The organism is Corallococcus sp. BB11-1, from assembly GCF_026626625.1.
Lineage (GTDB): Bacteria > Myxococcota > Myxococcia > Myxococcales > Myxococcaceae > Corallococcus > Corallococcus soli.
Genome location: NZ_JAPNJY010000044.1, coordinates 310,195 through 324,162, shown reverse-complemented (window position 1 = coordinate 324,162; position 13,968 = coordinate 310,195). Strand labels below are relative to the sequence as shown.

The window sequence follows — 13,968 nt, the reverse complement described above, 5'->3', positions numbered from 1 at the left end:
AGCGAGCCCAAGCCCTGGAGTCCCCGAGCGTGCCGCCCACCGCCCCCCGACGTCGTCGCGAGCCCGTGGAGCCGCCTCGCTCCTGGTGGTTTCAGGTCCTGGACTTCCTGGAGCTGACCAGCCCCGAGGGGAGGCGGGCCTACGCACTCGTGTTCGGCCTGCTCGTCGTCGGCTTCTGGCCGTTGGTGTTGTTGGCGGCCCTGGACGTGAGCGGGACGCCACGCAAGGCGCTGGTCGCCCTGGGGCCCGTGTCCATCTGCATGGGGTTCGCCGCGCTCATCCTGGTGTGCGGCCACCGGTATGGCGAGTCGCTCCGGTGGTCGCGCCGCCAGACCTGGGGGATGACCGCGCTGTTCCTGGGCCTGGGCCTGCTGGGCGGCCTGGGGCTGTGGTTCAGCGAGGGCTGAAGCGCGCCCGGCGGGGGCGCGCTCCAGGGAGGGGCCTCAGGCCTGCTCCGCGCCCTCGAAGGTGACCTTCGCCTTGTTCATGACGTGCTCCACGGCGAGCAGGTACCAGCCCAGCTCGGTCAGGCGCCGCGTCGTCTCCGGCGTCTCGCGCAGGGCGGCGTGGACGTCCTCCGCGCCGAACCCGAAGGGCTCCATGTGTTCGCGGATCAGCTCCTCCAGGTTCTCCGGGGTGAGCTGGAGCTTCTCCGCCTCGGTGACGGCCTTCAGCACGATCCCGATGTGCAGCCGGCGCTCGGCGTCCGCGCGCGTGGTGGGATCCGCGAGCCAGCCCCGGAGCGCCTCCTGCTGCTCCTCGACGTCGAACTGGTACTCGACCATGGCCTGTCCCTCGGCCTGGACCCAGCGGCGGCGGAGCTCCTCGTCCACCAGCGCCCGCGGCAGCTCCACCGGAGCGCGCTGGGCCAGCTCGTCCAGCACCATGTCCTGGGCCTGCACCCAGAGCTGGCCGGAGAGCTCGTCCTCCAGCTCCTCGCGGAGGTTGTCCATGACCTCCTCCAGGGTGCTGCCCATCCCGAGCTTCTGCAGGAACTCCGGGGAGCTCTCCGGCAGCAGCGTCACCGCGCGGGCGGCCACGACGTCCACCAGGAAGCGCGCCGGCTTTCCCTGGAGGTGCTCCACCGGGTAGGTCTCCGGCAGCTCGAGGGCGATCTGCATGGACTCGCCCACCTTGCCACCCTCCGCCACGGCTTCGCAGAACCCGGGCAGCGCCTGGATGGGCGCCAGCTCCGTCGTCATGCCGAAGCGCGCGGAGAAGGGGATGAGCTTCCCATCGCAGTAGCCCACGATGTTGAGCTGGACGTCGTCGCCCAGCTCCAGCGACTCACCCGGCTGACGCTCGCGCGTGATGGCCAGCTCACGGCGCTTCTCGTGGAAGCTCCGCAGCAGGTCCTCCTCGGTCAGGTCCTCCGGCGTGGGCACCCGCACGGAGAGCTTCTCCAGGGAGGGCGCCGCCACGCTGGGGAGCTTGAGGGTGTCCGCGGTGGCGGTGCTCACCACCGGGCTCATCTTGAGAAGGCGCTCGACGCCCCGACCTGATCCTTGATTGCTGCTCACGAATGCTCCCGGGAGATAGGCGTGCCAGCGTCCGCGCCAATGGGGAACAAAGCGACGGCTCGGCATGGACCTAGGCTTAGTCCAGCCGAGCCGCTCTGACAAACCGCTGCTGCTTCTTCTTTAGAAGAAGGCGCCCACGATGCTGGACACCGTGGAGACCGCGGCGCCCACCTGGCTGACGATGGGGATGTTGGTGGCCGCGGCGATGGAGCCCACCGCGGTGATGACCGACGTCACCTTCTTGCCCGTGCTCGCGTTCTTGTCCATCAGCGTCGCGCCGGCGTTGGCCACGTCGACGGCCGCGATGGCCACGTTGACGCCCGGAGCGAACCGGCCCAGCGCCTTGGCGGCGGTGCCCGCGGCGGCCTTCGCGCCCTGCTTGAGGGCGACCTCACCGGCCTCCCTGCCCACCGTGGCCAGCGCGGCCTTGGCGGCGGAGCGCGTGCCGCTGCCCAGGATGCCCTTGGCCAGGGTGCCGCCCGCCTTCGCGGCGTCGCCCGCGGCGGAGGTGATGGCGCGGCTGACGGCCTTCGTCGTGCCACCCTCCATGATGCCCTTGGTGGCGGCGTTCGTGACGGCCTTGAGCACGTCGTCGCTGGCGTTCGGGAGGGCCTTCTTGAAGGCGTCCACGGCCGCCTTCCCGGCGTCCAGCTTGCCCTTCATGATGGTGCCGCCCAGCACGCCGCCCATCACCTTGCTGCCGACGATGCCGCCCGTCGCGGCGGTGATGCCGGCCTTGGCCGCGTCCAGGCTGGAGCGCGTGGCCGTGATGATGTCGTCCTTGCTGCCCGAGCGGATGGCCTGACGGATGTCCTTGAAGGCCGTGGCGCCAGCCATCGCCGCGCCGGGGATGCCCGCGTAGCGGAGGGCGGCGTTCATGTTCGCGCCCAGCTTGGTGAGGCCCTTGAACGCGCCCTGCCCGAAGGTGGGGTTGCGCACGAAGTCCAGGTTCGTCTTCCCGAGCAGACCCTCGGCGCCCTTCGCGACGTTCTTGATCTGCTGGAAGGCGTCCTTGCCGAAGTTGAGGGCCTTCGCGCTCTGGCTGGCGACGGCGATCCCGCCCTTGATGAGCTCCTTGTTCTCCTGGAAGGTCTTCTGGACGTTGGTGCGGACGGAGTTGAAGGTCTTCTTGATGTCGGGGAAACCCATGGGGGGCCTCACAAAATTGGATTGGATGGAACCTGCAGGGATTATCGCACCCGGCGTGCGGGAGTTGCGTCGGCACGCTCCAATTCTTGAGCGGCGCGGGCGGCCCCTGGCCCGCGCGCCAGGTCGTTGGAATCATTGGCCCGCACCCGGTTCAAGGTCTTCCCATGCCCCGGTGTGCGTGCAGGTCATGCCCTGTCAGTAGATTGCCTCCGTCTGCGTACCGCAGGCCTTGCACTTGCGCGCCATGAAGTACGAGGTGGTCCGGGTGGTGGTCGATCCGGTCAGCCACCCCACGGTCGCGGAGTAGACCATGGAGCCCATGCCCATCCACCACCCACCCACCGCGCTCACCACGCCCACCGCCATGGCCGCGTAGAGCGCCATTCCAGAGGCGCAGTGCGCGCAGTAGACGCTCTTGCACGAGGAGCAGCGGTGCCACAGCCGGACCAGGCTCACCCGGCTGCCGTGCACGGTCCTGCAGCCGCCGCACGTCAGCCCGGCGTGGTTGCTGGACGTGTACCAGCCGAGGATCCGCGCCACGGGGCCGACGTACGACATCGCGGTGAGCGCGCTGGCGTTGAGCGTCAGCCCGAAGCTCGCGAAGTCGGCCTTCTGCCAGACGGACTCCGCCTTCAATGCCTGGTCAAAGGTGGCCAGGATGGCCTGCCGGCCCATCGGAGACGCGCTGTTCGCGCTGACCACGCGCGTGTAGGTGTTCGCCGTGAACTGACCCCACATCTCCGTGGCTTCGGCGTACGTGGTCGGCAGGAGGCCGTTGTCGATGCCCAGACACGAGCCGAACATCTTCCAGCCGTATTGGACCGCATCCAACTTCAAGGCCTCCAGGCTCTTCTCGTAGCCAGCGATCCGCTTTCCCCAGGTGGTGATCTGCTCCTGCACCCCGGCGGTCCCCTTCTTCGCGATCTCGGTGGCGAGCTCGTTCGCCCAGTCCTCGTTCAGTCCCTCGTCGATCAGCCCATCCAAGAGTGCTTCCTTGGAGGTGATGCTGTCCCGCAGGGCCCGCTGGAAGTAGCTCAGGACGCCCTGCTCCCACGTGCTGCGCCGTTCGACGCTGAGGGCCGGCGTATAGGAGAACGTGAGCAGGGTGAAGAGCGCGGAGCCCTGGTTGTAGAAGGGGCGAGCCGTGTCCTCGTCCTTGTTCAGCTTGAAGCGCTCGACGTGCATGATTCCCAGCAACAGCGACGTCGCGAGGAAGCGCTTCTTGTCGAGGATGCGATCCAGGATGTACGCCGTTTCGAAGACGCGCGACTTCACGAGCCCCGGCTGGGTGACCACCTTCGTGTCCCTCAGCAGCGCGATGATGTCCTTGTGGCGGTACGTCTCCTTGAAGGAGTCGCGGAGCGCGGCGAGGTTCTGGCGGAAGGACGCCGCCGTGGCATCGATGGCGGTGTTGAGCTGGGTGACGAACGCGTTCGCGCTCATCGCACCGGTGATGGCGCGGGCATTGACGGCGTCGCCGGTGAACAGCTCCGCCGCGATGCGGTCGTCGTTCAACGCGACATTGCTGTCCCCGAGCAGGTTGTTGAACAGCTCCAGCATGGAGAAGTAGGTGACGCCACCTTCAATGATGGTGTGCTTCGCCTTCTCCCGCTGGTAGTCGCGGAAGATCTTCATGATCTTCTTGAAGACGTCGTCGTTGGCTTTCGCCAGGGCAAAGAGGCTGTCGCCGCCCATTGCCTCATCGAGCGCTTCGTCCCGCCTGACGAACTTGTACATGAAAGCCACGGTTCTTGAACCTCCGCACCGCGAGAGCAAAGGCGGCGAAGCGCGCACCCTATCCCGGAAGCCGCGCCGGGCGCCCGCTTCCCCATGCCGTTCAAGGGATGCAGACAGGTGATGCCGGTCCGGGTGAAGCTCACCTCGCTGCGGCAGGTGGCCACCGCTTCGTTCCAGCTCAGGACCTGCCGCACCCCCTCCGTAGAGAGCGCCCATGGGATACAGGCTGATCATCTTCGACTTCGACGGTACGCTCGCGGACAGCGTGGACTGGCTGCGCGGCGTCTTCAACGACGTGGCCCGGCGCTACGGCTTTCGCAGCGTCAGCGCGGAGGAGCTGGAGGCGCTGCGCGGGCAGGACACCCGATCCATCATCGCGCAGCTCGGCGTGCCCGTCTGGAAGCTGCCCTTCATCGCCGCGCACATGCGCAAGCTCGTCGCGCGCGACGCGCACCGCATCCCGCTCTTCCCGGGCATCGAGGCGCTGCTCGAACAGTTGCATGCGCAGGGCATCGTCCTCGCCGTGGTGAGCTCCAACTCGGAGGAGAACGTGCGGCGCGTGCTCGGGCCGGTGGCGTCCGCGCGAATCCGCCACTACGGCTGCGGTGCGGGCCTCTTCGGCAAGCGCGCGAAGTTCAGGAAGGTGCTGAAGGCGGCGGGCATGCGTGCCTCGGAGGCCCTCTCCGTTGGGGACGAGGTGCGCGACATCGAGGCCGCCGCGGCGGAGGGCATCGCCACCGCCGCGGTGACGTGGGGCTACGCGACGGAGGCGCTGCTGCGCTCGCGCGCGCCCACGCTCGTCCTCACCCGCCTGGACGAGCTGCTGCGGGCCGTCGCGGCGTAGGCGCGCTCACGGGCAGGGGAGCGCGAGTCGCCGAGCGACGGTCCATCCCTGAACTCCCCCTGGACGAGCCCGGGGCTGCCACGAAGGCAGCGCTCCAGGGCCGCGGGGCGCGCCGGGTGGGGGAGACCGGCCGTCACCGTCACCTGCGCAGGGTCGCGGCGTCGATCACGAACCGGTACCGCACGTCGGAGGCGAGCACGCGCTCGTAGGCTTCGTTGATCCGGTCGGCCGGGATGACCTCGATGTCGGCGCCCAGGCGGTGCTCGGCGCAGAAGTCCAGCATCTCCTGGGTCTGAGGGATGCCGCCGATGAGCGAGCCCGCGAACGAGCGGCGGGTCATGATGAGGGAGAACACCTTGAGGGAGAGCGGCTCCGCGGGCGCGCCCACGTTGACCAGGGCGCCGTCCAGGGCGAGCAGGGACAGGTAGGCGTCCAGGTCGATCTTCGCGCTCACCGTGTTGACGATGAGGTCGAACGTTCCCGCGAGCTTCTGGAACGTCTCCGGGTCCTTCGTCGCGTGGTAGTGGTCCGCGCCGAGGCGCAGGCCGTCCTCCTTCTTGCTCAGCGACTGGGACAGGACGGTGACCTCCGCCCCCATCGCGTGCGCCAGCTTCACGGCCATGTGACCAAGCCCGCCAAGCCCTACGACGGCCACCTTCTTGCCGGGGCCGGCGCCCCAGTGGCGCAGCGGCGCGTACGTCGTGATGCCGGCGCACAGCAGCGGCGCCGCGGCGTCGAGCGAGATGCCCTCGGGAATCTTGAGGACGAAGTCCTCGGCCACGACGATGTGGGTGGAGTAGCCGCCCTGGGTGGGCCTGCCGTCCTTGCCGACGCCTCCGTAGGTGCCGGTGAAGCCCTTGAGGCAGTGCTGCTCCTCTCCCTTGCGGCAGTTCGCGCACTCGCGACAGGAGTCGACCATGCAGCCGACACCGACCCGGTCGCCGACGGCGTGTCGGGTGACCTGGGCGCCGACCCCGGCGACGACGCCAGCGATCTCATGGCCGGGGACGAGGGGGTAGGTCGCGCCACCCCACTCATCGCGAACGGTGTGGATGTCGGAGTGGCAGATGCCGCAGAACTTGATCTCGACGAGGACGTCGCGCGGGCCGAGTTCACGGCGCTCGATGGTGGTCGGACCGAGGGGCGCGGTCGCGGACGTGGCCGCGTAGGCATTGACGGTGAGCATGTTCTTCGAATCTCCGGAGGGGAGGGACCCTGGAGCCCCTGTTCACGAAGAGAGGTAGGCCCTGGCGCCCGGGATGACTACGCGCGGGGGAGGCAATAGGCTCTTAAGCAGCGGTTAACAATTCCCGAGCCAGTGAAGGCGGTACTCTCGGATGAATACGGCGCCCTTCACCCAGCTCCAGGTATTCCTCGCCGTGGCCCGCCTGAGCAGCTTCAGCAACGCGGCGCGCGAGCTTGGCGTCTCCACCCCCGCGGTGAGCCAGGCGGTGCGACAGCTGGAGGCGCAGCTGCGGGTGGTGCTGCTCACCCGCACGACGCGCAGCGTGGCGCTGACGGATGCAGGCAGGCGGCTGGTGGAGGGTGCGGGGCCGGCGCTCGGGCAGGCGATCGCCGCCCTTGCCCAGGCCTCCGCGCAACCAGGGGAGGTGGTGGGCCGGGTCCGGCTGTCGGTGCCTCGGGCGGCGGTGCCCTACGTCATCACCCCGGTGCTCCCCACCTTCCGCGCGCGCCACCCCCGGGTGGAGGTGGAGGTCGTCGTCGAGGAGCGCTTCGTGGACATCGTGGCGGAGGGCTACGACGCGGGCGTGCGGCTGAGCGAAGCCATCGAGCGGGACATGGTGCAGGTGCGGCTCACCGACGCCTTCCGCTTCGTGGTGGTGGGCTCGCCCGACTACCTCGCGCGCCACGGGACGCCCCTGCGCCCCGAGGACCTGCTGCGCCATGAGTGCGTCACCTTCCGCACGGGGACCACCGGGGCGATCTACGCGTGGGAGCTGGAGCGGGGCCGCAAGAACTGGCGCGTCCCGGTGCGTGGAGGGGTGGTGACCAACACCAGCCAGCTGTCGGTGTCCCTGGCGGAGCAGGGCATGGGGCTGGCGTATGCCTTCGAGCCCATGGTGGAGGAGCCGCTGCGCGCCGGGCGGTTGAAGCGGGTGCTCGAGCCCTACTCGCCCACGGTCCCGGGCTTCTTCCTCTACTTCCCCAGCCGGGCCCAGCGCTCCCCGGCGCTGCGCCTCTTCGTGGACACGGCCCGGGAGCTGGCCGCGAGGTCGGCGTGACGGCGCGGTGGGGAGGACGAACGTCCAGGCACGCACCGCGCGGCCCTGTCGTCTGCGTCCCCGCTCAGCGGCCGGTCAGCTTCTCCAGGTGCTCCGGGTAGCGAGCCCCCTGCACCTTGAGGGTGGAGGCGCCGCTGTCGATTTCACGGAGTTCGTCCGGTGTCAGTTCCACGGTGGCGGCGCCCAGGTTCTCCTCCAGGCGGTGCGGCTTCGTGGTCCCGGGAATGGGAACGATCCACGGCTTCTGTGCCAGGAGCCACGCCAGGGCAATCTGGGCAGGTGTCGCCTTCTTGCGCTCCGCGACGCTGCCCAGCAACTGGACGAAGGCTTGATTGGCCTTCAGGGCGTCTGGCGCGAAGCGTGGCAGGAGGTTGCGGAAGTCGCTTTTGTCGAATTGGACGGACTCGCTCATCTTTCCCGTCAGGAACCCCTTGCCCAGGGGGCTGAACGGAACGAAGCCGATGCCGAGCTCTTCGAGCGTCGGCAGCACCTCCGCTTCGGGCTCCCGCGTCCAGAGCGAGTACTCGCTCTGCAACGCCGTGACGGGCTGGACCGCGTGCGCGCGACGAATCGTCCTGGCGCCCGCCTCGGAGAGGCCGAAGTGCTTCACCTTGCCTTGCTGGATCAGGTCCTTCACCGCGCCGGCGACGTCCTCGATGGGCACGTCCGGGTCCACCCGGTGCTGGTAGAACAAATCAATGACGTCCGTCTTGAGTCGCTGGAGGGAGGCATCAGCGACCTGCTTGATGTGTTCGGGCCGGCTGTCCAGGCCTGCCTGCTTTCCGGCGGAATCAATCTTGAATCCGAACTTGGTGGCGATCACCACCTGCCCGCGCACCGGGGCCAGGGCTTCGCCCACGAGCGCTTCGTTCGTGAACGGGCCGTAGACCTCCGCGGTGTCGAAGAAGGTGACGCCCCGTTCGACGGCCGCCCGAATCAGGGAGATCATCTCCTGCTTGTCCGCGGGCGGGCCGTAGCCGTGGCTCATTCCCATGCAGCCGAGCCCGATGGCTGAAACCTCCAGGTTGCTCTTCCCAAGTCTCCGCTTCCGCATGAGTGCTTCCTCCTGTGCTCCGTCCTGGGGGTGATGCCGTGGAGCGACCCAGGAGAGATACCCCTCCGACCCACGAACGATTAGGCCCGGCGAAGCCAACAGGCTCTTAAGAAGGGGTTAACAGTGGGGGCGTCGCCCCTCCAGTCATCGACCTGTCGCACCGCCATCAATGCCAGACGGCAGGTGAAGTCGGCGTGACTCTACGTGTGTCGCATGTAACGTCGCATGTTACAGGCTGCGTGAGCCTGTGACGGACCGCGCTACTCAGCGCTCGCTTCCCTCGTGGCGCTCGACGGGTTTCCAGGGGCCATGCCGTGATGCGGTGGTCATGGCTCGGAGGGTGCATGGGTCTGTGCCGGGTCTTCCCCGGACCCGGGAGCATGTGGTGCTGCTCCATCCCCCCAACGAGAGGTCCATTCCATGAACATCCGACTGACCAGCCGACTGATGGCGACCGCGCTCCTGAGCCTGACGGTCGCGGGTTGCCAGGGCGAGGAGCCGCAGACGCCCGCGCTTTCGACGCAGGAAGCGAAGGCCGAGCAGCAGTGCATTGAAGGCTTCGAGGGCATCAAGAACTGCGCGACCGGCCGCGCGGCGCTCACGCGCACCAAGGAGGGCATCGCGGTCTCCGGGTTGGAGGACGTGAAGACCGACGGCATCTCCAGCGAGATCCCCCGGGCCACGAGCTGGGAGATGAGGCCCGACATCGGCGGGCTGGGTGAGAAGGGCCAGGGCCTGGAATTGGCGGCGCGCGATGGTGACCAGGTGGTCAGCTCGCTCAGCATTGGCCTGACGGGCAACGGGGATCAGGTGGTCCTGCGGCCCATGTTCACGGGCACTCCGGGCGGGTCGGCGTACCGGGTGAACCTGTACCAGAACAACCGCTTCCTGGGCTTCCAGCACTACGAGCCGGACTACGGCGTGAACTCCGACTGGTACAACATCCACATCCGCTTCACCCCCATCCACATCGGCTTCCGGAATCAGACCTCTTCGAGCTTCTTCGACTCCATCAGCACGGGCGCCTGCGTCTGGAGCTTCCGCGGCGCGCCGGGTGATTTCGCGCTGGATGTGAATGGAAAGCGCCTGAGCGGTGACCACCTGGAGATCGTCGAGCAGGTGAAGGAGGGGCACTACCCGTACACGGGCTTCTCCGCCATCGACGTGAAGGCCGCCGCGAGGGACTTCACCATCCTGGGTGAGTCCTTCGTCGCCGGGAAGTAGTCGGCGCCAGCAAGCCTCTTGATCAGGTTCCACGCCGGGCGGGAGTGTCTCCCCGTCCGGCGTGTCGTCTTCCAGGAGGCGGGTCGCGCGAAGTGGCCCGCCATGAAACGGCCTGGGGGCCGCAGCGCTTGGGAGAAGGGGGCGAGCGCGTGGAGGTCGCCTTCCGCGAAGTCGCTCTCCCCAAACGCGTGGCCAGCCCGTCCTGCTCCTACCGGGCCCCCGGAGAGGTCTCCAACCAGGCGACCAGAACATCCGCGTGACATGGGCCCGGCTTGCACCAGCACCCCAGGCGCTTGCCGCGCAGGGCCCGCACGTCGCGCAGGAAGTCCGCGTCGTGGCGGGTGCGCAGCTCCAGGTACCAGCGGAAGGACTCGAAGGCGTCCGGCTCCGGGCCCATGCGGCGCAGCGCCTCTTCGCGGATCCGCGCGGCCTCGTCGGCGGGGAGGGCGGACAGCCAGGGCTCGAAGTACGTGCGCAGCATCGCCTTCTGCGTCTTCACGCCCCCGGGCTTGAACGGATTGCCGAAGCGGCCCGGGACGGGGTTGAGGGGACCGGGCTTCGCCCAGGCGCGGAAGGCGCGGCCCACGTACACGTCGCAGGCGTCGTGGACGTGCACCGCGGTGGTGCGGGATTCAGACATGGCCTCCGCACCGTTACCAGACGGGCACCGCCCGGGCGATCGGGTTGGCAATGCCCCGCGGAAGGGGGCAACGTAGGCCGCCCGCCTCCTCTCAGCCCCAGCAGCCATGATCGCCAATCTCCACAACGCCGACATCCCCAATCCCGTGCTCGAAGTCATCGCCCGCCTGCGGGAGCTGGGCCACGCCACCTATCTGGTGGGCGGCTGCGTGCGGGACATGGTCCGCCAGGTCCACCCCAAGGACTTCGACGTGGCGACGAGCGCGCTGCCCGAGGAGGTCCAGAAGGCCTTCCGCAAGGTCATCCCCACCGGCATCCAGCACGGCACCGTCACGGTCGTCACCGGCGGCAACCACGTGGAGGTGACGACGTTCCGTTCGGAGGGGGACTACCTGGACGGCCGCCGCCCCAGCTCGGTGTCCTTCGAGCGCGACATCGTCAAGGACCTGTCCCGGCGCGACTTCACCATCAACGCCATGGCGTACAACCCGCTGGACAAGGAGCTGGTGGATCCGTTCGGCGGACAGGTGGACCTGCCGGCGCGGTTGATCAAATGCGTGGGCTCCGCGCTGGAGCGCTTCTCCGAGGACGGCCTGCGCCCGCTGCGCGCCGTGCGCTTCTCCGCCGTGCTGGGCTTCTCGTTGGACCCCGACACCCGCGACGCCATCCCCGCGACCCTCGCCGTCTTCCGCAAGGTGGCCCTGGAGCGCGTGCGCGAGGAGCTTGGCAAGCTCCTCCTGTCGCCGCGCGCCGAAGCCGGGCTCCAGCTCCTCGCGGACACGGGGCTGCTGGAGGTCTTCCTGCCGGAGCTGGCCCGCGCGGACGCCGAAGCCGCCCGGCTCGCCCGCGTCGCCACGCAGGCCGCGCCCCTGGAGCTGGATGTCCGCATGGCCACGCTGCTCGCGGACCTCGTCACGGGGCCCCAGGCCCGCGAGCTGTGCATGCGGTTGAAGTTCCCCAACAAGTCCGCCGACCTGGTGGGGCTGCTCATCGAACACGCGAAGCTGGAGACGCGCTTCGCGGATCCGGACCCGGCCCTGCGCCGGCTGCTCGCCCGGGTGGGCCCGGCGCAGCTCCCCGCACTGCTCGCCGTGGCGAGGGCCCGCGTCCAGGCCCGCGCGCCGGAGCAGCTCCCCGCGCTGGCGACGCTCTCCGGGCGCCTGGAGTCGCTCGTCGCCGCGAAGCCGCCCCTGTCCGCGAAGGAGCTGGCGCTCACCGGGGGCGGCATCATGTCCGCGCTGGGCATCGGGCCGTCCCCGAAGGTGGGCGAGGCGACCCGGTATCTGGTGGAGGCCGTGCTGGACGACCCCTCGCGCAACACGGCGGACCAGCTGCGCGCGCTCCTGACGGACTGGGACCGGGCGCGGAGCACCTGAGCGCACCTCTTCCCCGGCCGGAGGGCAGGGAAGGGGGCCCGGGTGCCTTCCGGCCGTGCGTCCCGGCGCGGGGGCGTGTAGGAAGGAGCCCCATGCGAGTCGTCGTTGCCATGAGCGGCGGGGTGGATTCCTCGGCCGCCGCCGCCCTGCTCAAGGAGCAGGGCCATGAGGTCATCGGCATCACCCTGCGCGTCTGGTCCTACGAGGGCAGCGCGAAGTGTGGAAGCTGCTGCAGTCCGGACGACATCGACGATGCCCGCGCGGTGGCCCAGACGCTGGGCATCCCGTTCTACGTGGCCAACGCCGAGGAGATCTTCCAGGACCGGGTGGTCAACCCGTTCGTCCAGTCGTACCTGGGCGGCAGGACGCCCATCCCCTGCGTCGCCTGCAACCGCGACGTGAAGTTCAACTTCCTCCTCAAGCGCGCCCGCGCCCTGGGGGCCCGGCTCGCCACGGGCCACTACGCCCAGGTGGAGGAGGTGGACGGCCGCTTCCACCTGCGCCGCGCGGCGGACGCCGCCAAGGACCAGAGCTACTTCCTCTTCACCCTGGGCCAGGAGGAGCTGCGCGACGTGCTCTTCCCGGTGGGCCACCTGACCAAGGCGGAGGTGCGCGCCGTCGCGGAGCGCCACGCCCTGCCCACCACCCACAAGCCGGAGAGCATGGAGATCTGCTTCGTGCCCGACGGTGACTACGCCGGGTTCGTGGAGAAGGTCGCCGGGCCGCAGCCGTCAGGCGAGGTCGTGGATCCGGAGGGCCGCGTGCTGGGCACCCACAACGGCATCCACCGCTTCACCGTGGGCCAGCGCAAGGGGCTCAACCTGGGCGGCGGGGAGGTGCGCTACGTGCAGCGCCTGGAGCCGGAGACGAACCGGGTCGTCGTGGGCCCCGCGGAGGGCACCGGGCGGGCGCGGTTCGGCCTGCTCCAGCCGCACTGGGTGGACGCGCCGCCTCCGCCTGAACAGGCCGTGGAGGTGCGGATCCGCCACCGTCACGCGGGGGCCTCGGGCCGGGTGCACATCTCCGCCCACGGGCTCGTGTCCGTGGAGCTGGATGCGCCCGCGCGCGCCGTCACGCCGGGCCAGGCCGCGGTGGTCTACGATCGCGACCGCGTGCTCGGCGGCGGGTGGATCGTCTGACGTCGGGTGATGCGGGGCGGGCCGACTTCTGGGCTCGCCAGCGCTTCACGACAGCGGCGTCAAGCCCCCCCATTCCGTGAATTTGACCCGCCTGGGGGTGGGGCGTAGCTTGCGCGCACGCTGTCGCTACAGGCCGTAACACGGCCCGTGCGCGCGACGAGGTTCGCCCTGCCATGCGTGACGCCCACCGGATGAAGGAGAAGTTCGACGTCTCGTTGGACAATCGCCAGATCGTCAGCCTGTTGATCGCCGGCATTGTCGTGATGGGCGCGGTGTTCGTCCTGGGCGTCGTGGTGGGCAAGAAGCTCTCCGGCGACGCGCAGACGGCCGCCGCCCCGGACCTGCTCTCCGCGTTGGACGCCAACGCCCAGGTCCTCAACGACGCGCGCCAGGAGCCGCCGCTCACGTTCCCGGACGAGCTCACCCGCAAGACCTCCGCGGAGCCCCTGCCGTCGCTGCCCGCGCCCAAGCCCGCCGCGAAGCCGGAGCCCGCGAAGGTCGCCGCGAAGCCGGAGGTGAAGCCGGAGCCCGCGAAGGTCGCCGCGAAGCCCGTCCTGGCCCCCACGCCGGACCCCGACACCGGCGAGCTGCCCGCGAAGGAGGACGTCCTCGCGGTCGCCGTGAAGCCGGAGGTGAAGCCGGAGCCCGTGAAGGGAAAGGTGGAGGAGACGCCGGTGCCCACCCGCACCGCCGCACGCGACGGGGGCATGAAGGAGGCCATCGCGCGCGCCCAGCAGCTCCCGGCCGAGCCTCCCCGCCCGGCGGAGGCCGTGAAGGGTGGGGCGTTCACGCTCCAGCTCTCCGCCTTCCAGAGTCGCTCGGACGCCGACCGCTTCGCCGCCCGGTTGCGCGACCGAGGCTATGCCCCGTATATCCTGACGGCGGAGGTGCCCGGCAAGGGCACCTGGTACCGCGTCCGGATGGGCTCCTTCGCCTCGAAGGAGGCGGCGGGCCGGTACCTGACGGACTTCAAGCGCGAAACCCAGCTCGACGCCTACGTGGCCGGCACGAACTAGCGCTGGGCAAGGAAGAGAAGAAGCACC

At 69.5% G+C, this 13,968-nt stretch carries 13 protein-coding genes; 7 read left to right on the top strand and 6 right to left on the bottom strand.

The window, feature by feature from the left end:
* Positions 1 to 29: 29 nt before the first annotated feature.
* Positions 30 to 407, top strand: a complete 378-nt coding sequence (locus tag OV207_RS37450; RefSeq protein ID WP_267559831.1) for a hypothetical protein — start codon at positions 30 to 32, stop codon at positions 405 to 407.
* A gap of 36 nt (positions 408 to 443) precedes the next feature.
* Here the strand turns inward: OV207_RS37450 and OV207_RS37445 are convergent, their stop codons facing one another.
* The 3 genes from OV207_RS37445 to OV207_RS37435 form a co-directional block, all read right to left on the bottom strand.
* Positions 444 to 1,460 carry a peptidylprolyl isomerase gene (locus OV207_RS37445; RefSeq protein WP_267559830.1) on the bottom strand — a complete coding sequence of 339 codons (1,017 nt, stop codon included), beginning with the start codon at positions 1,458 to 1,460 and terminating at the stop codon, positions 444 to 446.
* 180 nt (positions 1,461 to 1,640) lie between these two features.
* Complete coding sequence (locus OV207_RS37440) at positions 1,641 to 2,669, bottom strand: hypothetical protein (RefSeq protein ID WP_193430188.1); 1,029 nt, start codon at positions 2,667 to 2,669, stop codon at positions 1,641 to 1,643.
* A 195-nt stretch (positions 2,670 to 2,864) separates the two neighbouring features.
* A complete protein-coding gene (locus OV207_RS37435; RefSeq protein WP_267559829.1) occupies positions 2,865 to 4,406 on the bottom strand; it encodes a hypothetical protein in 1,542 nt (513 codons plus the stop codon).
* Positions 4,407 to 4,620: 214 nt separating this feature from the next.
* Between OV207_RS37435 and OV207_RS37430 the strand changes: the two genes are divergently transcribed.
* Complete coding sequence (locus OV207_RS37430) at positions 4,621 to 5,250, top strand: HAD hydrolase-like protein (RefSeq protein ID WP_267559828.1); 630 nt, start codon at positions 4,621 to 4,623, stop codon at positions 5,248 to 5,250.
* Between the two features lie 139 nt (positions 5,251 to 5,389).
* Here OV207_RS37430 and OV207_RS37425 read toward each other — a convergent pair whose 3' ends face one another.
* Positions 5,390 to 6,436 carry an NAD(P)-dependent alcohol dehydrogenase gene (locus OV207_RS37425; RefSeq protein ID WP_267559827.1) on the bottom strand — a complete coding sequence of 349 codons (1,047 nt, stop codon included), beginning with the start codon at positions 6,434 to 6,436 and terminating at the stop codon, positions 5,390 to 5,392.
* 151 nt (positions 6,437 to 6,587) lie between these two features.
* Between OV207_RS37425 and OV207_RS37420 the strand changes: the two genes are divergently transcribed.
* Positions 6,588 to 7,493 carry a LysR family transcriptional regulator gene (locus OV207_RS37420; RefSeq protein WP_267559826.1) on the top strand — a complete coding sequence of 302 codons (906 nt, stop codon included), beginning with the start codon at positions 6,588 to 6,590 and terminating at the stop codon, positions 7,491 to 7,493.
* 64 nt (positions 7,494 to 7,557) lie between these two features.
* Here OV207_RS37420 and OV207_RS37415 read toward each other — a convergent pair whose 3' ends face one another.
* A complete protein-coding gene (locus OV207_RS37415; protein WP_267559825.1) occupies positions 7,558 to 8,547 on the bottom strand; it encodes an aldo/keto reductase in 990 nt (329 codons plus the stop codon).
* Positions 8,548 to 8,967: 420 nt separating this feature from the next.
* Here OV207_RS37415 and OV207_RS37410 point away from each other — a divergent pair, with 420 nt between their 5' ends.
* Positions 8,968 to 9,771, top strand: a complete 804-nt coding sequence (locus tag OV207_RS37410; RefSeq protein ID WP_267559824.1) for a hypothetical protein — start codon at positions 8,968 to 8,970, stop codon at positions 9,769 to 9,771.
* Between the two features lie 208 nt (positions 9,772 to 9,979).
* On the opposite strand, the gene OV207_RS37405 is transcribed toward OV207_RS37410, so the two are convergent.
* Positions 9,980 to 10,411: a DUF4326 domain-containing protein gene (locus OV207_RS37405; protein ID WP_267559823.1), complete on the bottom strand. Its 432-nt coding sequence runs from the start codon at positions 10,409 to 10,411 to the stop codon at positions 9,980 to 9,982.
* A gap of 106 nt (positions 10,412 to 10,517) precedes the next feature.
* Between OV207_RS37405 and OV207_RS37400 the strand changes: the two genes are divergently transcribed.
* The 3 genes from OV207_RS37400 to OV207_RS37390 all read left to right on the top strand — a co-directional run bounded on the left by OV207_RS37400 (position 10,518) and on the right by OV207_RS37390 (position 13,941).
* Positions 10,518 to 11,786, top strand: coding sequence for a CCA tRNA nucleotidyltransferase (locus OV207_RS37400; RefSeq protein ID WP_267559822.1), 1,269 nt, complete (start codon positions 10,518 to 10,520; stop codon positions 11,784 to 11,786).
* 92 nt (positions 11,787 to 11,878) lie between these two features.
* On the top strand, positions 11,879 to 12,925 hold the full coding sequence (gene mnmA, locus OV207_RS37395) for a tRNA 2-thiouridine(34) synthase MnmA (protein WP_267559821.1): 1,047 nt from the start codon (positions 11,879 to 11,881) through the stop codon (positions 12,923 to 12,925).
* Positions 12,926 to 13,098: 173 nt separating this feature from the next.
* Positions 13,099 to 13,941 carry an SPOR domain-containing protein gene (locus tag OV207_RS37390; RefSeq protein WP_193430177.1) on the top strand — a complete coding sequence of 281 codons (843 nt, stop codon included), beginning with the start codon at positions 13,099 to 13,101 and terminating at the stop codon, positions 13,939 to 13,941.
* The last annotated feature ends 27 nt before the right edge of the window (positions 13,942 to 13,968 follow it).

What these genes read in the sequence shown, in the direction of transcription:
- OV207_RS37440 (WP_193430188.1), bottom strand. Translation starts at nt 2,669, where the DNA reads ATGGGTTTCCCCGACATCAAGAAGACCTTCAACTCCGTCCGCACCAAC.
- OV207_RS37435 (WP_267559829.1), bottom strand. Translation starts at nt 4,406, where the DNA reads ATGTACAAGTTCGTCAGGCGGGACGAAGCGCTCGATGAGGCAATGGGC.
- OV207_RS37430 (WP_267559828.1), top strand. Translation starts at nt 4,621, where the DNA reads ATGGGATACAGGCTGATCATCTTCGACTTCGACGGTACGCTCGCGGAC.
- OV207_RS37425 (WP_267559827.1), bottom strand. Translation starts at nt 6,436, where the DNA reads ATGCTCACCGTCAATGCCTACGCGGCCACGTCCGCGACCGCGCCCCTC.
- OV207_RS37420 (WP_267559826.1), top strand. Translation starts at nt 6,588, where the DNA reads ATGAATACGGCGCCCTTCACCCAGCTCCAGGTATTCCTCGCCGTGGCC.
- OV207_RS37415 (WP_267559825.1), bottom strand. Translation starts at nt 8,547, where the DNA reads ATGCGGAAGCGGAGACTTGGGAAGAGCAACCTGGAGGTTTCAGCCATC.
- OV207_RS37410 (WP_267559824.1), top strand. Translation starts at nt 8,968, where the DNA reads ATGAACATCCGACTGACCAGCCGACTGATGGCGACCGCGCTCCTGAGC.
- OV207_RS37405 (WP_267559823.1), bottom strand. Translation starts at nt 10,411, where the DNA reads ATGTCTGAATCCCGCACCACCGCGGTGCACGTCCACGACGCCTGCGAC.
- OV207_RS37400 (WP_267559822.1), top strand. Translation starts at nt 10,518, where the DNA reads ATGATCGCCAATCTCCACAACGCCGACATCCCCAATCCCGTGCTCGAA.
- mnmA (WP_267559821.1), top strand. Translation starts at nt 11,879, where the DNA reads ATGCGAGTCGTCGTTGCCATGAGCGGCGGGGTGGATTCCTCGGCCGCC.
- OV207_RS37390 (WP_193430177.1), top strand. Translation starts at nt 13,099, where the DNA reads ATGCGTGACGCCCACCGGATGAAGGAGAAGTTCGACGTCTCGTTGGAC.